This is a genomic window from Isoptericola chiayiensis (assembly GCF_013149805.1).
GTDB lineage: Bacteria > Actinomycetota > Actinomycetes > Actinomycetales > Cellulomonadaceae > Isoptericola > Isoptericola chiayiensis.
This window is the reverse complement of record NZ_JABEZT010000009.1, coordinates 102,443-122,277: the sequence shown is the minus strand read 5'-3', so window position 1 is coordinate 122,277 and position 19,835 is coordinate 102,443. Positions and strand designations below refer to the sequence as shown.

Below are 19,835 nucleotides of genomic sequence, written 5' to 3'. Positions count from 1 at the left end.
CTTCAGCTCTTCAGCAGGTTCGCGTCGTCGACCGAGGCCGACCGCCGGGCACGGAAGATCGTCACGATGATCGCCAGACCCACCACGACCTCCGCGGCGGCCACGACCATCACGAAGAACGCGAGCACCTGACCGGTGATGTCGCCGTGCATCCGCGCGAACGTCACCAGGGCCAGGTTGGTGGCGTTGAGCATCAGCTCGATGCCCATGAACACCACGATGGCGTTGCGCCGCAGCAGCACCGTCGTCGCCCCCAGCGCGAACAGGATCACCGCGAGGTAGAGATAGTTGGTCAGCTCCATCAGCGGGCCCCTCCCCCGTCGCCGTCGGTACCGCTGGCCGGCCCGACGCTCGGCACCGGGTCGTCGGGCCGCTCCAGCTCGCGGCGCACCAGCGTCTCCTCCGCCGTGAGCAGCTCGGTGGCCGAGCGCTCCTGCCCGCGGATGCGCAGCACCCTCGAGACGGACTTCTCGATGGGCCGGCCCTCCGGGTCGAGCGCCGGGGCGTCCATCGCGTTGTGCTGGGCGTACACGCCGGGCGCCGGCAGCGGGGTGAGCGTGCGGCCGGTGGGGAGCTCGGCGACCTTGGCCTCCGCGAGCGCCTTCTGGCTGGGCTTCGCGCCGAGCCGACGGCGGTGGGTGAGCACCAGCCCGGCGAGGGCTGCGGTGACCAGCAGGATGCCGACCACCTCCATCGCCACCACGTAGTGCTCCATGAGCACCCGGGCGAGGGCCACGGGGTTGGTCACGGCGTTGGCCTCGGCCAGCCCGACCGGCTGGCGGAACGTCGCGCTCGCGACCACCCCGCAGAGCACGACGGCGAGCCCGAGGCCGAGCAGCAGCCCGATCCAGCGCTGGCCCCGGATGGTCTCGGTCAGGGAGTCGGCCGAGTCGACGCCGACCAGCATCAGGACGAACAGGAAGAGCATCATCACGGCGCCGGTGTAGACGACCACCTGCACCGCTCCGAGGAACGGCGCCTCCTGGGCCACGTACAGCACGGCCAGGGAGATCATGACGAACACGACGCAGACGGCGGCGTGCACCGCGCGACGCACCACGAGCAGTCCCGACGCGGCGATCACCATGAGCGGGGCGATCACCCAGAACAGGACGGTCTCGCCGCCGGAGACGGTCATGGGCGGGCCTCCTCGGTCTGCACCGGGCGGACGTCGACGGACGACTGCGTGGCGGCGGCCCGGGTGGCCACGGCACGGTCCTGGTCGGGACGCAGCTCGTGCTGGGACGGGGTGGGCTTCGGGGCGTCCCCGGTGACGACGGCGGCGGCCGCGGCGAGCGTGTCGTCGTCGGGCCGGTGCTCCCGCACCCAGTCGACCTGCTCCTGGGTGGGGCCGGAGATCTCGTCGCGGTAGTACTCGGTGTCGGTGGTGCCCTCGACCATCGGGTGCGGCGCGGCGAGCATGCCCTCGGCGAGCGGCGCGAGGATGTCCTGCTTCTCGTAGATCATGCCCGCGCGGGTCGGACCGGCGATCTCGTAGTCCTTGCTCATCGTCAGCGCGCGGGTGGGGCACGCCTCGATGCAGAGCCCGCAGAAGATGCAGCGCAGGTAGTTGATCTGGTAGACGCGGCCGTAGCGCTCGCCGGGGCTCATGTGCGCCTCGGGCGAGCCGGCGACGGCCTCGGCGTTGTCCGCACCCTCGACGTAGATGGCGTCGGCGGGGCACGCCCACGCGCACAGCTCGCAGCCGATGCACTTCTCGAGCCCGTCGGCGTACCGGTTGAGCTGGTGTCGCCCGTGGTACCGGGTCTGCGGCGGGGTCTTCCTGCGCGGGTACTGCTCGGTGACGGTCGGCTTGAACATCGACGAGAACGTCACGCCGAACCCGGCCACCGGGGCGAACAGCTCGCCGATCGGCCCCTTCTTGGGTCGCTGCGACTCGTACGGCTCGGTCATCGCGTCTCCTCGTCCTCGTCGACGGCGTCGGGTGCGACCCGGGTGGCGGTGGCTGCTCCGGCGTCCTCGGCCGGCGCCACGCTGCGCCGTGCGCGGGGCGACGGCGGCAGCGACTGCCCGGGCAGGGGCGGCACGGGGTACCCGCCGGCGAACGCGTCGAACCCGCCGTCGGCGCCCGTCCCACCGGGTGGTTCGGGTTCCTTCTTCTGGGGCCACAGCCACAGCAGGGCCAGCACGACGGCGGCGGCCACGACGATCGCGACGATCATCTGCGTGCGCGTGATCCCGACGAGGCCCGCGTACTGGAATCCGGCGAGGACGACCACCCAGACCAATCCGGCCGGGATGAGCACCTTCCAGCCGAACACCATGAACTGGTCGTAGCGCAGCCGCAGCAGCGTGCCGCGCACCCACACGAAGAAGAACATGAGCAGCCACACCTTGGCCAGGAACCACAGCAGCGGCCACCAGCCGGTGTTGAACATGCCGTCGTTGATGAGCGACAGCGGCCACGGCGCCCGCCAGCCACCGAGGAACAGCGTGGTGGCCACGGCGGAGACGTTGATCATGGCGATGTACTCCGCCAGGAAGAACCAGGCGAACTTCATCGACGAGTACTCGGTCATGTATCCGCCGACCAGCTCGCCCTCGGCCTCGGGCAGGTCGAACGGTAGCCGGTTGGTCTCGCCGACCATGGAGATGATGTAGATGACGAACGCCGGTGCCAGCGGGACGAACCACCAGATGCTCGTCTGGGACTCCACGATCGTGGAGGTCGACATCGACCCCGCCATGATGAACACGCTGACCAGGCTGAGGCCCATGGCCAGCTCGTAGCTGATGACCTGGGCGCTGGAGCGCACCGAACCCAGCAGCGGGTACGTGGAGCCCGAGGACCAGCCGCCCAGCACGATGCCGTACACGCCGATCGAGGCGCACGCGAGCACGTACAGCACGGCGACCGGGAAGTCCGTGAGCTGCAGCGGCGTGCTGAAGTCCGTGAACGGGATCGTCGCGTTGGGCCCGAACGGGATGACGGCGAACACCAGCAGCGAGCACAGCACCGAGATCATCGGGGCGAGCAGGTAGACGCGCCGGTCGGCGTTCGTGACGGTCACGTCCTCCTTGAGCAGCAGCTTCATCGCGTCGCCCAGGGACTGCAGCAGCCCGAACGGGCCGTGCCAGTTGGGGCCGGGGCGCAGCTGCATGCGCGCCACGAGCTTGCGCTCGAACCAGATCGCGAAGAGGACGCTGGTCAGCAGGAAGACGATGATGAGCACGGCCTTGATCGCCGACACCCACAGGGCATCGGCGGAGAAGTCGGCGGCGACCCCGGGGATCATGCGTCCCCTCCCTTCTCGGCGGGGGCGACCCGGACCGGTTGGCCGGGGCTGACGCCGAGGGCGTCGTGCACCCGGCAGCCCCGCGAGGCGAGGGGCAGCCACACGACGTGGTCGACCATCTCGGTGATGGCGACCGCCACCGTGATCGCTCCCCGGTCGGTGGACACCGTGACCCGGTCGCCGTCGAAGACGTCGAACCCGGCGGCGGTCGCGGCACTCATCCGCGCCACCGGCGTCTTGGCGGTACCGGCCAGGAACGGCTCGCCGTCCTGCATCCGCCCGTCGTCGAGGAGGAGGCGCCAGCCGGCGAGCACCGCGGTGCCGGCCGGCACGGCGGGCGGGTCGCTGGTGGTCTGCTGCGGGGCGGGCGCCCGCTCCCCGTGCCAGGGTCGCAGCGCCGCGATCGCCCGGTGCGCCTGCACCGGGTCGGCGGCGCCGAGCGTGGCGCCGAGCTGGGCGGCCAGCGCGTCCAGGACCCGGTGGTCGGTCAGCGCGGTGGAGTCCAGCGCCGCGGCGAAGGGACGCACCCGGCCCTCCCAGTTCCAGTACGACCCGGCACGCTCCACGGGCGGGGCGACCGGGAGGACGACGTCGGCCAGCTCGGTGACCTCCGAGGCCCGCACCTCCAGGGAGACGACGAACCCGGCGGCGCGCAGCGCCCGGCGGGCGTGCTCGGGGTCGGGCATGTCGGCGAGCTCGACGCCGCCGACCAGGGCGCCGGCGAGCTGCCCGACGCTCAGCGCATCGAGGATGCCCACGGTGTCCAGGCCGCGGGCCTGCGGCAGGGCGGCGTCGTCCACCCCCCACGCGGCCGCGACCTCGGCGCGGGCCCCGGCGTCGGTCAGGGGGCGTCCACCGGGCAGCAGACCCGGCAGCAGGCCCGCCTCGACGCCGCCGCGCTCCCCCGCGCGGCGGGGGATCCAGGCGATCCGCGCCCCGGTGGCCTCGGCGAGCCGCAGCGCCGCGGCGTAGGCTCCCGGCGCGCCGGCCAGCCGTTCGCCCACCAGCACGACGGCGCCCTCGGCGCCGAGCGCACCGGCGACGTCCTCCAGCGTCTCGCGGTCCGCCGACGCCGGGACCAGGTCGCCGGCGGCCTGCGCGGCCAGCGTGCCGAGCCACTCGGCCTCGGTCCCGGGTGCGGCCGGCAGCAGGGTGCCGTCGAGCCGGGCCAGGCCGCGGGACGTGAAGGGGGCGACCGAGAAGACCCGGGCACCGGCCTTGACGCCCTTGCGCAGCCGCAGGAACGTGACCCCGGCCTCCTCCTCGGCCTCCAGCCCGGCCAGCAGCACGGCGGGCGCCTTCTCCAGGTCGGCGAACGTCACGCCGACGCCGGTGCCGGCCACCGCGTGGGCCAGGAAGTCGACCTCCTCGACCGAGTGCACCCGCACCCGCTGGTCGACGTCGTCGGTGCCCAGCACGGTGCGCGCGAACCGCGACCAGGCGAACGCGTCCTCGACCGTGAGCCGTCCGCCGGGCAGCACGCCGACGCCGCCGGAGTCCCGCGCCGCGGCGAGCCCGCGGGCCGCCACGTCCAGCGCCTCCACCCACGAGGCGGGGCGCAGTGCGCCGTCCTCGCGGACCATCGGCGTCGTGATCCGGTCGTCCGCGGCCTGCCAGGTGAACGCGAACCGGTCCTTGTCGGTGATCCACTCCTCGTTGACCGCCGGGTCGTTCCCCGACAGCCGGCGCATCACCTTGCCGCGCCGGTGGTCCACGCGGATCGCCGAGCCGCAGGCGTCGTGCTCCCCGATCGCCGGCGAGGAGACCAGGTCGAAGGGCCGCGACCGGAACCGGTACTTCGCGCCGGTCAGCGCCCCGACCGGGCAGATCTGGACGGTGTTGCCCGAGAAGTACGACGCGAACGGCTGACCCGAGGTGTCGGGCAGGGCGACGCCCTGCGGGACGTCGACCGCGGAGTCGGCACGGTCCTGACCGGACGGCGGCGCGAAGTCGAGGATCTCCTCGTCGAAGCGGCCGATCTGCTGTTCCGCGCCGCGCTCCTGCAGGTCGATGAAGACGTCGCCGGCGATCTCCTCGCTGAACCGGGTGCAGCGCTGGCACAGGATGCAGCGCTCCCGGTCCAGCAGGATCTGCGAGGAGACCTCGATGGGCTTGGGGAAGGTGCGCTTGACGTCGACGAACCGCGTGTCGCCGCGCCCGTTGGTCATCGCCTGGTTCTGCAGCGGGCACTCGCCACCCTTGTCGCACACCGGGCAGTCCAGCGGGTGGTTCATGAGCAGCAGCTCCATGACCCCCTGCTGCGCCTTGTCGGCGACGTGCGAGGTGTGCTGGGTGCGGACCACCATGCCGGGCGTGACCGTCATCGTGCACGAGGCCTGCGGCTTCGGCATGGCGCGCAGGTTGCCCTCCCGGTCGGGCATGGACACCTCGACCAGGCACTGGCGGCACGCGCCGGCCGGCTCGAGCAACGGGTGGTCGCAGAACCGCGGGATCTGGATGCCCACCTGCTCGGCGGCGCGGATGACCAGCGTGCCCTTCGGGACGGTGACCTCGACGTCGTCGATCGTGCAGGTCACCGTCTCGACCGGGGGTGCGGCCGCCGGCTTGTCGGTGGTGGCGGTCATCAGTGGCCTCCCGCGCCCGCGAGCGCCGGGGGCGCCTGGGGCGTGTCGTCGAACAGGGTGGACCGGGCCGGGTCGAACGGGCAGCCTCGCCCGCCCAGGTGGGCCTCGTACTCGGTCCGGAAGTACTGGATGGACGAGGTGATGGGCGACGTCGCCCCGTCCCCCAGGGCGCAGAACGCCCGGCCGAGAATGTTGTCGCACAGGTCGAGCAGGAGGTCGAGGTCCGTCTCCTCGCCGTCGCCCGCCTCGATGCGGTGCAGGATCTGCTTGAGCCAGTAGGTGCCCTCGCGGCACGGGGTGCACTTGCCGCACGACTCGTGGGCGTAGAAGTCGGTCCAGCGGCTCACGGCCCGCACCACGCAGGTGGTCTCGTCGAAGATCTGCAGCGCGCGGGTGCCGAGCATGGAGCCGGCGGCGCCGACGGACTCGTAGTCGAGGGGGACGTCGAGGTGCTCGTGTGTGAAGATCGGCGTGGACGAGCCGCCGGGGGTCCAGAACTTCAGCTGGTGGCCGGCGCGGACGCCGCCGGCCTGGTCGAGCAGCTCGCGCAGCGTGATGCCCAGGGGGGCCTCGTACTGCCCCGGACGGGTGACGTGACCGGACAGGGAGAACAGTCCGTGCCCGGACGACTTCTCGGTGCCGAGGGAGGAGAACCAGTCGGCTCCGTGGGTCACGATGCCCGGGACGGAGGCGATGGACTCGACGTTGTTGACCACCGTCGGGCGGGCGTAGAGGCCGGCGACGGCGGGGAAGGGCGGCTTGAGGCGCGGCTGGCCGCGGCGACCCTCCAGGGAGTCGAGCAGCGCCGTCTCCTCGCCGCAGATGTAGGCGCCGGCCCCGGCGTGCACGGTGACCTCGAGGTCGTAGCCGGAACCGTGGATGTCGCGGCCCAGGTGCCCGGCGGCGTACGCCTCGCGCACGGCGGCGAGCAGCCGCCGGTACACGTGCAGCACCTCGCCGCGCACGTAGATGAACGCGTGGTGGCAGCCGATCGCGAAGCTCGTGATCGCGACGCCCTCGACCAGGTGCTGGGGGCTGGCCATCATCAGCGGGATGTCCTTGCAGGTGCCCGGCTCGGACTCGTCGGCGTTGACCACGAGGTAACGGGGACCGCCGTCGGGCTCGGGCAGGAACCCCCACTTCATGCCGGTGGGGAACCCGGCGCCGCCGCGGCCGCGCAGGCCGGAGTCCTTGACCATCTGGACCAGGTCGGCCGGGTCGGTCCGCAGGGCGCGGCGCAGACCCTCGTAGCCGCCGGCGGCCTCGTAGGTGGACAGCTTCCAGGAGTTCTCGGCGTCCCAGGTGTCGGTCAGGGCCGCCATCAGCTCAGTCATCGTCACCCTCCTCCGGGTCGGCCGGGCCCGCCGGTCCCGTGTCGTCCGACGGCGTCGTCGGCCTGCGCTCGGCGCTCGACTGCTCGGTGCCGGTCTCGGGCGGCACCTCGGCGCCCGGCCGGTCCGAGGTCGCCGCGGCGGGCGTGCCCGGCGTGCCGGGCGCGTCGTCGACGGCCGCGGCCGCCCGCACGAGCCGCAGGCCCTCCAGCGTGGGTCCGCCGGCCCCGACGCCCTCGTCGGCGCGGCCGTCGTCGAACCCCGCGAGCACGCGGGACATCTGCTTGAAGGAGCACACCGAGGCGGCGCCGCGCGTCGGGGCGACGGTCTCGCCGGCGCGCAGCCGGTCGGTCAGCTCGGCGGCCGAGTCCGGGGTCTGGTTGTCGAAGAACTCCCAATTGACCATGACCACGGGTGCGTAGTCGCAGGCGGCGTTGCACTCGACGCGCTCCAGCGTGACGGAGCCGTCCGGCGTGGTCTCGTCGTGCCCGACGCCGAGGTGGTCGGCCAGGCGGTCGAAGATCGCGTCCCCGCCCATCACCGCGCACAGCGTGTTGGTGCACACCCCCACCGTGTACTCGCCGTTGGGGTGGCGCTTGTACTGGGTGTAGAAGGTCGCCACCGCGGAGATCTCGGCCGCCGTCATCCCCAGCTGTTCCGCGCAGAAGATGATCCCGTCCCGGCTGACGTACCCGTCCACCGACTGCACCAGGTGCAGCAGCGGCAGCAGGCCCGAGCGCGGATCCGGGTAGCGGGCCAGGATCTGCTCCGCGTCGGCCACCAGCGCGGCCAGCGTCTCGGCGTCGTACCCCGTGCGCGAGCGCGCGCCCACCGGTTCGGCCGTCATCGGTCCACCCCTCCCAGCACCGGGTCCAGGGACGCGACGGAGACGACGACGTCGGCCACCTGGCCGCCCTCGCACATCACCGACACGGCCTGCAGGTTGTTGAACGACGGGTCACGGAAGTGCGCCCGGTACGGCCGCGTGCCGCCGTCGGACACCAGGTGCACCCCGAGCTCGCCGCGCGGGTGCTCCACCGTCTGCCACGCCTGCCCCGCGGGCACCCCGAAGCCCTCCGTCACCAGCTTGAAGTGGTGGATGAGGGCCTCCATCGAGGTGCCCATGATGTGGCGGATGTGGTCCAGGGAGTTGCCCTGCCCGTCGTGGCCCACCGCGAGCTGGGCCGGCCAGGCGATCTTCTTGTCCGCCACCATCACGGGGGCGCCCTGCGTCTCGTCCAGCCGCCGCATGCACTGCTCGACGATGCGCAGCGACTGGTAGCACTCCTCGATGCGCAGCACCACCCGCGAGTAGCAGTCCGCCGCCGTGTCGGTCGGGACGTCGAAGTCGTAGTCCTCGTAGCCGCAGTACGGGAACGCCTTGCGCACGTCGTACGGGTGCCCGGCCGAGCGCAGCACCGGCCCCGTGATGCCGAGCGCGAAGCACCCCGACAGGTTCAGCACGCCGACACCCGTCAGGCGGGACTTGAAGATCGGGTTGGCGAGCATCAGGTCGCCCAGCATCGCCAGGTACTTGCGCAGGCTCGGCAGCAGCTCGCGGATGTGCTCGGTGAAGTCCTCCGGGACGTCCTGGGCCACACCGCCCGGGCGGATGTAGGCGTGGTTCATGCGCAGGCCGGTCACGGCCTCGAACATGCGCAGGATCTCCTCGCGGGCCGTGAACGACAACGTCATGATCGTCGTCGCGCCCATCTCGTTGCCGCCCGTGCCCAGGCACACCAGGTGGGAGGCGACCCGGTTGAGCTCCATCATCAGCACGCGGATGACGTTCGCGCGCTCCGGGACGTCGTCGGTGATGCCCAGCAGGCGCTCCGTGCCCAGGCAGTACGCCGCCTCCTGGTACAGCGGCGCCAGGTAGTCCATCCGGGTGCAGAAGGTGGTGCCCTGCGTCCAGGTGCGGAACTCCATGTTCTTCTCGATGCCGGTGTGCAGGTAGCCGATGCCGCAGCGGGCCTCGGTCACCGTCTCGCCGTCGATCTCCAGCATCAGGCGCAGCACCCCGTGCGTGGACGGGTGCTGGGGGCCCATGTTGACGACGATGCGTTCCTCACCGATCGCCTCGCGGGCGATCTCGTCCCAGTCGCCGCCCGAGGCCTCGAACCCGGCCACCCCGGGTCCGTAGTCGTCGGCCGCCGGCCGCGTCGCGTGCGGGGCGTCGTGGGCGGGTGCGGTCACGAGTACCGCCTCCTCTCGTCCGGCGGCGGCACCGTGGCGCCCTTGTACTCCACGGGGATCCCACCGAGCGGATAGTCCTTGCGCTGCGGGTGACCGGGCCAGTCGTCCGGCATCTCGATGCGGGCCAGCGCGGGATGCCCGTCGAACACGATCCCGAAGAAGTCCCACGTCTCGCGCTCGTGCCAGTCGTTGGCCGGGTACACCGCCGTCGTCGTCGGCAGGTGCGGGTCCGCGTCCGGGCAGGCCACGTCCAGGCGCAGCCGCCGCCCGTGCGTCACCGACGTCAGGTGGTAGACCGCGTGCAGCTCACGGCCCGCGTCCTCCGGGTAGTGCACGCCCGAGACGCCCAGGGAGAGCTCGAAACGCAGGTCCTGGTCGTCGCGCAGCGCACGGCACACGGCCACCACGTGCTCCCGGGCCACGTGCAGCGTCAGCTCCGCGTCCCGGCTGGGGCCCTCCCCCTCGACAGGACGGCGCGGGTCGGTGACCACCACCCGCTCGACCGCGTCGTCGAACGCCACGCCCGCCTCGACGAGCACCTCGGCCAGCACGTCCACCGCGTCGTCGAACCAGCTCCCGTACGGGCGCGTCGCCGCCGGCGGCAGCGTCACGAGACGGGTCAGGCCGCCGTACCCCGAGGTGTCGCCCGAACCGTGCACCCCGAACATGCCGGTGCGCTCGCCGACGACCTCCGCCGTCGGACCACCGCCCGGACGGTCGACCTCCGTCGTCGCGCCCTCCTGCGGGCCCCGGTCCTCGCTCACCGCAGCATCCCCAGCATCTGCGACGTCGGCGTCGCCTCCATCGCCGCTGCTTCGGCCGCCTGCGCCGCCTCGACCCGGTTGACGCCCATCGGCGAGTCCTGGATCTGCTGGTGCAGCGCCAGGATCGCGTTGATCAGCATCTCCGGCCGCGGCGGGCAGCCCGGCAGGTAGATGTCGACCGGCACCACGTGGTCCACGCCCTGGACGATCGCGTAGTTGTTGAACATCCCGCCGCTGGAGGCGCACACCCCCATCGACAGCACCCACTTCGGCTCGCTCATCTGGTCGTAGACCTGACGCACCACCGGGGCCATCTTCTGGCTCACCCGGCCCGCCACGATCATCAGGTCCGCCTGCCGCGGCGAGGCACGGAACACCTCCATGCCGAACCGCGACAGGTCGAAGCGCGAGGCGCCCGCCGCCATCATCTCGATGGCGCAGCACGCCAGACCGAACGTCACGGGCCACACGGACGACTTGCGCAGGTATCCCGCGAGATCCTCGATCGTCGTCAGCAGAAAACCCGACGGAGCCTCCTCCAGTCCCATGTGCCCTCCCTCCTGAGGTACCGGCACCGGTGTTCACCCGGCGCCCTTGCCGAACGTGCTGTCTAGACCCAGTCGAACCCGCCGCGCCGCCACTCGTAGACGAACGGGATGGTGATCAGCACCAGGAAGATCAGCACCGCCGCCAGCCCGAACCCGGCCAGGACCGCGAAGTCCACCGCCCACGGGTAGAGGAACACGACCTCGATGTCGAAGACGATGAACGTCATCGCGACCAGGTAGTACTTGATGGGCAGCCGACCGCCGCCCGTCGCGTGCGGCGTCGGCTCGATCCCGCACTCGTAGGCGTCGAGCTTGGCGCGGTTGTACTGCTTCGGTCCGATGACGGCGCTCGCCGCCACGCCGCCCAGGGCCAGCACCGCGCCGATCCCCAGCAGGATCAGCACCGGGACGTACGGGTTGCTCATCGCATCTCCTCGCCGGTCCAGCTCACGTCCGCGTCACTCCCTCGTGCCACTGCGGTGCTCGTCACGCCTTGGGCACCACCCTCGTCAGGCCCGCGATCACCCGGTCCACCCAGTCGCCCCCGTGCGGCTCGTAGCAGTCCGAGAGCAGCTTGAGCACGAACTGCATCACCACCGGGCGCGGCAGGCCGTAGCGCACGCACACCCGCATCACCGCGGGGTGCTCGATGAGCCGCACGAACCACCGGCCCAGCGTGTAGTACCCGCCCAGGTCCGCCCGCATCCGGTCCGTGTAGGACTCCAGGGTGCGCTCGCGGGCGTCATCGCCCAGGCGCGTGCGGGCCTGGGCGATGGCCTCCGCGGCGACCCGGCCGGCCTGCAGGGCGTAGGCGATGCCCTCGCCGTTGAACGGGCTGACCGTCCCGGCCGAGTCCCCGACGAGCAGTGCCCCGTCGCGGTACATCGGCGTGCGGTTGAAACCCATGGGCAGCGCTGCCCCGCGGACGGGTCCCACCTGGTTCTCCGTCGTGAACCCCCACTCGGCGGGGGTGTTGCGCATCCACGTCTGCAGGAGCCCGCGGTAGTCGTGCCCGTTCGCCGACTGCCGGGCCGGCGTCGAGCTCACCGAGCCCAGACCCACGTTTGCCGTGCCGTCGCCGAGCGCGAAGATCCAGCCGTAGCCGGGCAGCAGGTTCGACGCGCCGGGCGTGCCGTCCCACAGCTCCAGGTGGGACTCCATGAAGGAGTCGTCCTGGCGGGCCGTGCCCTCGGTGCGGAAGTAGGTGCGCACCGCGGTCCCCAGCGGGCGGTCGTCGCGGCGCACGATGCCGAGCGCCGTCGCGAACCGCGAGGAGACGCCGTCGGCCGCGACGACGACGGGAGCCCGGTAGGTGCGGCCCGGACCGTCGGCACGGCCGCGGCCGTCCAACGGCTGCGCCGTCACGCCGACCACCCGGCTGGTGCGCTCGTCGAGGACCGGGCCGGTGACCTTGGTCCGCTCGACGACCTTGGCGCCCGAGGCCTGCGCGTGCTGGGCCAGCCTGTGGTCCAGCGACATCCGGGACCGGGCCATTCCGTAGCCCGGGTAGGTGGTCAGCTCGGGCCAGGCCAGCTCCCAGGAACGGCCGCCGGCGACGACACGCAGGCCCTCGTTGCGGATCCAGCCGTCGTCGGGGTCCGTGGGCACACCCATGCGGGCGAGCTCGGCCACGGCCCGGGGCGTGAGCCCGTCGCCGCACACCTTGTCGCGCGGGAACGCGGACTTCTCGAGCACGAGCACGTCGAGGCCGGCGGAGGCGCACCAATGAGCGGTCGAGGCCCCGGCCGGACCTGCACCGACGACGATGACGTCGGCATCGTCGCGCTGGCCTGCTCGCACTGCTCACCTCCGTGAAGTGAGACCCCGGCTCCGTCGCCGAAGATCCTTGTGAACTCGCTCACAACGTTCTGCGGTCACTCTAACCACGTTCATGGACCCCTGTGTAGGAAGGCAAGCCTTCCCTGCTGCACCGATGCGCGCCACTCCACCCCGCAGGGTGGCGTCCGGGCAGGTCACGGCATACGGTCTTGAGACGCAGCAGCTCCCGTCCGCAGACAGCCACCGATCCGCAGGAGGAATCGACATGAAGGCGTTCACCGCACTGGTCGCCGGCCTCGCCCTGGGGTACTACCTCGGCACCGAGAAGGGTCGCGAACAGCTCGAGCAGGCCAAGCAGCTCGCGGTCGACACCTGGAACGACCCGCGCGTCCAGGAGAAGGTCACCGAGGTCCAGGAGAAGGTCGCCAAGGCCTGACCCGCCCGACCCCTGCCCTGTTGTGGGCATGAAATATGCGGCCCTGGACCGGTCCGGGGCCGCATATTTCATGCCCGCAACGGGGCAGCGAGTCCTTCGGGGGACAGCACCCGTCGGCGGCTCCGTCGCCGGACCGCAGGATCAGTCGCGCGGGCGTGTCGCCCGGTGCAGCGCCACGATCCCGCCGGACAGGTTCCGGTACCCGACCCGTCCCCAGCCGGCCTCCAGCAGCAGCCGGCCCAGCGCCTCCTGGTCGGGCCAGGCGCGGATCGACTCGGCGAGGTAGTCGTAGGAGCCCTTGTCCCGGGTGACCGTCCCGGCCACGGCGGGCAGCGCCCGCATCAGGTACTCCATGTACAGGGTCCGGAACGGCGCCCACGTCGGGTGCGAGAACTCGCAGATCACCACCCGGCCGCCCGGCCGGGTCACGCGCAGCATCTCCCGCAGCGCCGCGGCGGTGTCGACGACGTTGCGCAGCCCGAAGCTGATCGTCACCGCGTCGAACGACGCCGCCGCGAACGGCAGCCGGGTCGCGTCCCCCGCGACGAAGGGCAGCTCCTGGCGGCGGGACTTGCCGACCGCGAGCATGCCCTGGGAGAAGTCGGACGGCACGACGACGGCGCCGGCGTCCGCGAACGGCTCGCTCGACGTGCCGGTGCCCGCCGCCAGGTCCAGCACCCGGTCGCCCGGGCCGGCACCCACCGCCGCCACCGTGGCACGACGCCAGCGCCGGTCCTGGCCCAGGGAGATCAGGTCGTTCGTCAGGTCGTAGCGCTCGGCGATGCCGTCGAACATCGACGCGACCTCGGCGGGCTTCTTCTCCAGGCTGGCGCGGGACATGGCGTCATGGTGCCACGACCCGCCCGGGCCTCGCCGTCGGCGTAGGCTGAACCCGATGTCCGCCACGCCCTACCCGGCGCCGGTCCCGTCGTCGGGCGCGTCCGCCGGCACGCCGTCCCCCGCCGTCGAGCCACGCCCGCTCGTGGTGCGGACCACCCGCATCGACCCGCTGCCCGGCGGCCCGACCGCCCTGGTCGACCTGCTCCCCGACACCCGACCGCTGACGTGGGTGCGCCGCGGGGACGGTCTGGTCGGCTGGGGCGAGGCACTGCGGCTCGACACCTTCGGCCCGGGCCGGTTCGCCGACGCCGAGGAGGCCTGGCGCGCGACGCTCGCCCACGCCGTCGTGCGTGACGAGGTCGGCCTGCCCGGCACCGGACCGGTCGCGTTCGGGACGTTCGCGTTCGACGACGGCGGCACCGGCGAGTCGTTCGACGGCGCCCGGCCGCAGGGCTCGCTCGTCGTCCCGCGCGTCGTCGTCGGGCGCCGCGGGCGGGTCACCTGGCTGACCACGATCTCGCCGGGCGGCACGCTCGACGCGCCCGGCGCGGCCGTGCTGGACCGGACCGACCGCGCGCCCGTGACCTCCCCGGGGCGCGTCGAGATGCGCGACGGCGCCGTCGACGCCCGCGACTGGCCCGAGGTCGTCGCCGAGGGCATCGCCCGCATCCGCGCCGGCGAGCTGGAGAAGGTGGTCCTGGCCCGCGACGTCGTGGCGACCACCGAGCGGCCCGTCGACCCGCGCTGGCTGCTCGGCCGGCTGGCCGAGTCCTACACCTCGTGCTGGACCTTCTCGGTGGCCGGGATGGTGGGCGCGACGCCGGAGCTGCTGGTGCGCAGCGAGAAGGGGCTGGTCACCTCTCGCGTGCTCGCGGGCACCATCCGGCGGGAGGCGGGGATGAGCGACGACGACGCGCTGCTGCACGCGGCGCAGCTTGCCCGGTCCTCCAAGGACCTCGAGGAGCACGAGTTCGCGGTGTCCTCCGTGGCTCGCGCCCTGGAACCGTTCTGCTCCTCCATGAACGTCCCGGACGCCCCGTTCGTCCTGCACCTGCCGAACGTCATGCACCTGGCGTCCGACGTCACCGCCGTCCTGGACCCGGGCGCCCGGTCGAGCTCGCTGACGCTCGCCGCCGCACTGCACCCCTCGGCGGCGGTGTGCGGCACCCCCACGGTCGCGGCCCGCGACCTCATCCGCGAGATCGAGGGCATGGACCGCTCCCGGTACGCCGGGCCGGTGGGCTGGGTCGGCGCGGACGGCGACGGCGAGTGGGGCATCGCGCTGCGATCCGCCGAGCTGGCCGACGACCCGCACCACGTGCGTCTGTTCGCCGGGTGCGGGATCGTCGCGGCCTCGGACCCGGCGGCGGAGCTGGCGGAGTCGGAGGCGAAGCTGGTCCCCATGCGCTGGGCCCTCGGCGGCTGAGGCACGAGGACCTCGCCCGCCGACGAGTCCGATCGGCACTCCCTCCCCGGATCGGCAGGTTGACGTGCCGACCCGGGGACAGAATGCCGATCCGAGGGGCCGGCGGACACACAGGTCCGCGGCGGCGCCTCGGAGGGGGGGTGAGGCGCCGCCGCGGAGATCGGCGGTCGGTCAGTTGCCGAACAGCTCCTGGAGCCACTCGGGGATGTTGTCCGGCTGCGTCGAGTCCGTGCCGGAGTCGTCCGAGCCGTCCTGCTCCTGACCCGGCCGGGTGCCGTCCTGGCCCGGCCAGGTGCCCTCGCCGCCGCCGTCGCCCGGAAGCTGCTCCTGGGAGCCCTCCTCGGACCCGGAGGACCCGGAGTCCGAGACGGTCTCCTCGCGCACCGCGAACGAGACGTCGACGGAGCCGGTCTGCCCGTCGCGGACGTAGGTGATCGTGGCGGACTCCCCCGCCGCCCGCTCGCGGACGTAGGCGGTCAGGGACTCGGCGCCGTTCACCGAGTCCTCGTCGACGGCGACGATGACGTCACCGGCCTGCAGACCGGCCTCCGCGGCGGGCGAGCCGGAGGTGACCTCGACGATCTCGGCGCCCCGGCGGGTCACGCCGTCGGCCGCGGCGGTCGCGTCGGTCAGCGAGACGCCCAGGAAGGCGTGCTCGGCGGTGCCGTCCTCGATGAGCTGGTCGGAGACGTTCGTCGCCAGGTTGACGGGGATCGCGAAGCCGAGGCCGATCGACCCGGACGAGCTGTTCATGCCGCTCGACATCGTGGCGATCGACGACGTGATGCCGATGACGCGACCCTGCGCGTCGAACAGCGGCCCGCCGGAGTTGCCGGGGTTCACGGCGGCGTCGATCTGGATGGCGTTGGTGACGACCACGTCGCTGCCGTCCTCGCCGGAGGCGGCCACCGGACGGTCGAGCGCCGAGACGATGCCGGTGGTGGCGGTGTTGGCGAGGCCGAGCGGGTTGCCGACGGCGAGCACGGAGTCGCCCACCTGGACGCTGTCGGAGTCGCCGAAGGCCGCCGGCTGCAGGTCCTCCGGCGGGTCGGTGAGCTGCACGACCGCGAGGTCCGTGGTGGGGTCGGTGCCCACGATGGTCGCCTCGTACAGGCGACCGTCGGACAGGGTCACCTGGACGGTGTCGTTCGCGGCACCCGAGACGACGTGGTTGTTGGTCAGCACGTGCCCGGCCTCGTCGATGACGACGCCGGAGCCCTCGGACCCGCCGGCCTGGCTGGTCACCTGGATGGCGACGACGGACGGGGCGACGGCCGAGGTGACGGCCTGCCAGTCGGGGTTCTCGCTGGTGGAGCTGGCCACGGGTGCGGCGTCGGACTGCTCCGAGGACCCGACCTCGGCGAGCGAGGACGTGGTGGTGCCGTCGTCGAGCACGGTGATGAGGCCGGCGGTCGCGGTGCTGGCGACGACGGCGGCACCCGCGGCGACGGCGACGAGCGGCACCCAGCGGGTGCGCTGCTTCGGCTGCTCGGTCTGCGCGGCGTACTGGTGGGACCAGTCCTGCTGGTAGGGCGGGTACGACGTCGGAGCGGGCGCGCCGTAGCCGTGCTGCGGGGGCGCGGGCTGGGCGAACGTCGCCTGCTGCTGAGCCGCTGCCTGCGGCGCGGGGGCCGCCTGCTCCGGTCCGGCGGACGGGCCACCGGCGATCGGCGTGGTGGGGTGGTCGACGGGGTGCTGCGGGTCCGACGGCTGCTGCGGTGCGGTGTTGTTGTCGGTGCTCATGAGTTGCCCTCCTCGAAGTTCTGCCCCTAGACAACACCGCCTTCCTTGAACACCCCTTGGCCGAACCTGAGAATTCCCTGTCAATCGCGCCACCGCAGGTCAGCGGCGCTGCACCGCCCGCACGATCCGGTCCGCGAGCGCGCGGGACTCCACGAGGCGGTCGGCGCGCGGCACCCGCACCTCGATGACGCTCACACCGGGCGGCGGGTCGGCGAGCGCCGCCCGGAGCGTGTCGACGTCCTCGGCCCGCCGGTGCTCGACGCCGTACCCGGCGCACAGCGCCCCGAGGTCGGCGCCGTGGGGCGTGCCGAAGACGCGTTCGAAGGTGGCGGCCGCGGCGGGGCCGGACCGCGCCAGGCTCCCGTGCTCGAGCGTCGCGAAGATCGAGCCGCCGTCGTCGTTGACCACCACGACCTGCAGCTCCACCGGGGCCTCGCCAGGGCCGCGCAGCAGCCCGCCGACGTCGTGCAGGAACGTCAGGTCGCCGACGAGGGCCCGCGTGCGCAGCCCGCGCCGGGCTGCGGCGAGCGCCACACCGGTGGCGGTCGCGACCGTCCCGTCGATCCCGGCGAGCCCCCGGTTGGCGACGATCCGCGGTGGCGGGTCGTCCACGGCGGCGTCGAGACCGGTCACGAGGTCGACGTCGCGCACCGGGTTGGACGCGCCGACCACGAGGACGTCGTCGGGGCCGGTCGCGGCGACGACCGACCGGGCGACGGCGAGCGCCGCGTACGGGGCGGTGGCGAGGGCGGACACGTCGCGCGTCACGGCGTCGACCTGGGTGGCGGCCGCCGCGCTCGCCGCACGCCACCGCGCGGCGAACGCGCCGCCGTCGGCCGCACCGCCGTCGGGCGCCCCGCCGTCGTGCGCGGGCGTCGCGAACCAGCGGTCGGCGAGCCGCTCGACCACGCGGGCGGCGTTGCGGGCGGCGTCGGGCCAGGGGCCGCCGCCGGGTGCCACGACGGTGACGGTCACGTCGGGCCGCGCGAGCAGCCGCTGCACGGGTCGGGACAGCGTGGGGCGGCCGAGGACGACGACGTGCGCGACGTCGGCGGCGAGGTCGTCGGCGCCGAGCACGGACCGGTAGGCGGCCACGGCCTGCGGGCCGCCGCACGCCCCCGAGGTGGGTTCGGCGAGCAGCGGCCAGCCCTGGGCCTCGGCGAGGCGGCGCGCCGCGGGTCCCGCCCCGTCGCCGGCGACGACGACGGTCCGCGCGGGATCGCCGGGCAGGTCCGGGTCGGCGCCGGGCCCGGGGGACGGCGGCACCACCGTGACGCCCGGCCGCGGCGTCATGGGGGCGCCGGCCGGGTGGGACGGGTGCAGGGGGTCACGGTAGGCGAGATTGAGGTGGACGGGCCCGGGGTGCCGGTCCCGCAGACCTCGCGCGGCCGCGAGCGCCCGCCGGGCGGTGGCCAGGAGGTCGTCGATCTCCCCGGGGCGACCGTCCGGGGCGGGGACGTCGGCGGCGTGCCGGACGGCGGCGCCGAAGACCCCCACCTGGTCGGTGGTCTGGGAGGCGCCCGTGCCGCGCAGCTCGTGGGGGCGGTCGGCGGTGAGCAGCACCAGCGGCAGCCCGGCGTGGGAGGCCTCGAGCACGGCGGGGTGCAGGTGGACCACGGCGGTGCCCGACGTCGTCACCACCGCGACGGGCGCGGCGTCCGTCGGGGTACCGCCGTCGGCCGGGCGCAGGCCCGACCCGCGGGACAGCCCGAGCGCGAGGAACGCCGCCGAGCGTTCGTCGATGCGCACGTGCAGCCGCAGGAGGCCGGCAGCGTCGGCCTCGGCGAGCGCGTAGGCCAGGGGTGCGGACCGCGAGCCGGGAGCGAGGACGACGTCGCGCACGCCCTGGGCCGCGAGGTCGGCGACCAGGGCTCGGGCCGCGTCGACCGCCGGGCTGTCGCTCATGCGGCGGCGTCCAGCAGGTCGGCGAGCCGGTCGTGGCGCGCGAACCACCGCTGCTCGAGCTCGGCGGACGGCGCGACGGCGGCGAGCGCCCCCGGGTCCGGTGCCACGCGCCGCACCGGCAGCGCGCCGCCCTCGGGCAGCAGCGGTCGGTCGGTGACGTCCCGGGTCAGGAGCTGGGAGGTAGCCAGCCCGCAGGCGTAGGGCAGCTCCGGCAGGGCCGCGGCGAGCGCCACCCCGGCGGCCAGCCCGACGGACGACTCCAGCGCCGAGGAGACCACGACAGGCAGCCCCACCTGCACGGCGAGGTCCAGGCAGGCGCGCACGCCGCCGAGCGGCTGCACCTTGAGGACGACGACGTCGGCCGCCTCGGCCCGCACCACGCGCAGGGGGTCCGCGGCGCGGCGGATGGACTCGTCGGCCGCGACCGGTACGTCGACGCCACGGCGCACGGCCGCGAGCTCCTCGACGGTGCCGCAGGGCTGCTCCACGTACTCCAGCCCGCGGGCGGCGGCGTCCAGCAGCGGCACGCGCCGCAGGGCGTCGTCCACGGTCCAGGTGCCGTTGACGTCGACGCGGATCGCGGCACCGGGCGTCCTGAGCTCGTCGAAGGCCGCCCGGACCGCGGCGACGCGCTCGCGCTCCGCCTCGACGGGTTCCACCGCGCCGTCGGCGAGGCGCTGGCCCACCTTGACCTTCGCCGTCGTGCAGCCGCCCGAGGCGAGCACGATCTGCCGGGCCTGGTCGGGGCCGACGGCCGGCACCGTCACGTTGACGGGCACGACGTCGCGCACCGGGGCGGGGAAGCCGACGTCGGCCGCCTCGCGGGCCGCACGCAGCCACGCGGCGGACTCGCCGTCGTCGTACTCCCAGAACGGGCTCAGCTCGCCCCAGCCGGCGTCGCCGCGCAGCAGCAGGCCGTCGCGGGCGTCCAGGTTCCGGAAGCGGGTGCGCAGCGGCGTCGACCAGGCGAACCGGCGCTGCGTCGTCGCGGACAGGGAGTCGGGCACGCCCTCAGGGTAGGAGGT

18 protein-coding genes are annotated in these 19,835 nt (G+C 73.5%); 2 read left to right on the top strand and 16 right to left on the bottom strand.

From position 1 onward, the window contains the following. Positions 1-2: 2 nt before the first annotated feature. The 12 genes from nuoK to HDG68_RS14795 all read right to left on the bottom strand — a co-directional run bounded on the left by nuoK (position 3) and on the right by HDG68_RS14795 (position 12,481). Positions 3-302 carry an NADH-quinone oxidoreductase subunit NuoK gene (gene nuoK / locus HDG68_RS14850; RefSeq protein WP_172153421.1) on the bottom strand — a complete coding sequence of 100 codons (300 nt, stop codon included), beginning with the start codon at positions 300-302 and terminating at the stop codon, positions 3-5. Then, positions 302-1,138, bottom strand: a complete 837-nt coding sequence (locus HDG68_RS14845; RefSeq protein WP_172153420.1) for an NADH-quinone oxidoreductase subunit J — start codon at positions 1,136-1,138, stop codon at positions 302-304. Before HDG68_RS14845 ends, nuoK begins: the two co-directional genes overlap by 1 nt. Further along, positions 1,135-1,914: an NADH-quinone oxidoreductase subunit NuoI gene (gene nuoI, locus HDG68_RS14840; RefSeq protein ID WP_172153419.1), complete on the bottom strand. Its 780-nt coding sequence runs from the start codon at positions 1,912-1,914 to the stop codon at positions 1,135-1,137. Before nuoI ends, HDG68_RS14845 begins: the two co-directional genes overlap by 4 nt. After that, positions 1,911-3,257 carry an NADH-quinone oxidoreductase subunit NuoH gene (gene nuoH, locus HDG68_RS14835; protein ID WP_172153418.1) on the bottom strand — a complete coding sequence of 449 codons (1,347 nt, stop codon included), beginning with the start codon at positions 3,255-3,257 and terminating at the stop codon, positions 1,911-1,913. Before nuoH ends, nuoI begins: the two co-directional genes overlap by 4 nt. Further along, on the bottom strand, positions 3,254-5,842 hold the full coding sequence (locus tag HDG68_RS14830) for an NADH-quinone oxidoreductase subunit G (protein ID WP_172153417.1): 2,589 nt from the start codon (positions 5,840-5,842) through the stop codon (positions 3,254-3,256). Before HDG68_RS14830 ends, nuoH begins: the two co-directional genes overlap by 4 nt. Next, positions 5,842-7,176, bottom strand: coding sequence for an NADH-quinone oxidoreductase subunit NuoF (nuoF, locus tag HDG68_RS14825; protein WP_172153416.1), 1,335 nt, complete (start codon positions 7,174-7,176; stop codon positions 5,842-5,844). The genes HDG68_RS14830 and nuoF overlap by 1 nt, the downstream gene beginning before the upstream one ends. Beyond that, on the bottom strand, positions 7,169-8,020 hold the full coding sequence (gene nuoE, locus HDG68_RS14820; RefSeq protein WP_172153415.1) for an NADH-quinone oxidoreductase subunit NuoE: 852 nt from the start codon (positions 8,018-8,020) through the stop codon (positions 7,169-7,171). Before nuoE ends, nuoF begins: the two co-directional genes overlap by 8 nt. Continuing rightward, positions 8,017-9,369, bottom strand: a complete 1,353-nt coding sequence (locus tag HDG68_RS14815) for an NADH-quinone oxidoreductase subunit D (RefSeq protein ID WP_172153414.1) — start codon at positions 9,367-9,369, stop codon at positions 8,017-8,019. Before HDG68_RS14815 ends, nuoE begins: the two co-directional genes overlap by 4 nt. Then, the gene (locus HDG68_RS14810) at positions 9,366-10,133 is read right to left on the bottom strand and encodes an NADH-quinone oxidoreductase subunit C (RefSeq protein ID WP_172153413.1); all 768 of its coding nucleotides are present in this window, start codon (positions 10,131-10,133) and stop codon (positions 9,366-9,368) included. The genes HDG68_RS14815 and HDG68_RS14810 overlap by 4 nt, the downstream gene beginning before the upstream one ends. Further along, positions 10,130-10,681, bottom strand: coding sequence for a NuoB/complex I 20 kDa subunit family protein (locus HDG68_RS14805; protein WP_172153412.1), 552 nt, complete (start codon positions 10,679-10,681; stop codon positions 10,130-10,132). The genes HDG68_RS14810 and HDG68_RS14805 overlap by 4 nt, the downstream gene beginning before the upstream one ends. 62 nt (positions 10,682-10,743) lie before the next feature. Next, a complete protein-coding gene (locus HDG68_RS14800; protein ID WP_172153411.1) occupies positions 10,744-11,106 on the bottom strand; it encodes an NADH-quinone oxidoreductase subunit A in 363 nt (120 codons plus the stop codon). 61 nt (positions 11,107-11,167) lie between these two features. Further along, the gene (locus tag HDG68_RS14795) at positions 11,168-12,481 is read right to left on the bottom strand and encodes a geranylgeranyl reductase family protein (protein WP_172153410.1); all 1,314 of its coding nucleotides are present in this window, start codon (positions 12,479-12,481) and stop codon (positions 11,168-11,170) included. A gap of 244 nt (positions 12,482-12,725) precedes the next feature. Between HDG68_RS14795 and HDG68_RS14790 the strand changes: the two genes are divergently transcribed. Further along, complete coding sequence (locus tag HDG68_RS14790) at positions 12,726-12,896, top strand: hypothetical protein (RefSeq protein WP_172153409.1); 171 nt, start codon at positions 12,726-12,728, stop codon at positions 12,894-12,896. Positions 12,897-13,037: 141 nt separating this feature from the next. Here HDG68_RS14790 and HDG68_RS14785 read toward each other — a convergent pair whose 3' ends face one another. Further along, positions 13,038-13,736, bottom strand: coding sequence for a demethylmenaquinone methyltransferase (locus tag HDG68_RS14785; protein ID WP_172153408.1), 699 nt, complete (start codon positions 13,734-13,736; stop codon positions 13,038-13,040). Between the two features lie 55 nt (positions 13,737-13,791). On the opposite strand from HDG68_RS14785, the gene HDG68_RS14780 reads away from it, so the two are divergent. Continuing rightward, positions 13,792-15,162 carry an isochorismate synthase gene (locus tag HDG68_RS14780; RefSeq protein ID WP_172153407.1) on the top strand — a complete coding sequence of 457 codons (1,371 nt, stop codon included), beginning with the start codon at positions 13,792-13,794 and terminating at the stop codon, positions 15,160-15,162. Positions 15,163-15,333: 171 nt separating this feature from the next. Here HDG68_RS14780 and HDG68_RS14775 read toward each other — a convergent pair whose 3' ends face one another. The 3 genes from HDG68_RS14775 to HDG68_RS14765 form a co-directional block, all read right to left on the bottom strand. After that, complete coding sequence (locus HDG68_RS14775) at positions 15,334-16,905, bottom strand: S1C family serine protease (RefSeq protein ID WP_172153406.1); 1,572 nt, start codon at positions 16,903-16,905, stop codon at positions 15,334-15,336. Positions 16,906-17,004: 99 nt separating this feature from the next. Next, positions 17,005-18,810, bottom strand: a complete 1,806-nt coding sequence (gene menD / locus HDG68_RS14770) for a 2-succinyl-5-enolpyruvyl-6-hydroxy-3-cyclohexene-1-carboxylic-acid synthase (RefSeq protein WP_172153405.1) — start codon at positions 18,808-18,810, stop codon at positions 17,005-17,007. After that, complete coding sequence (locus tag HDG68_RS14765; RefSeq protein WP_343037606.1) at positions 18,807-19,817, bottom strand: o-succinylbenzoate synthase; 1,011 nt, start codon at positions 19,815-19,817, stop codon at positions 18,807-18,809. The genes menD and HDG68_RS14765 overlap by 4 nt, the downstream gene beginning before the upstream one ends. Positions 19,818-19,835 lie beyond the last annotated feature (18 nt).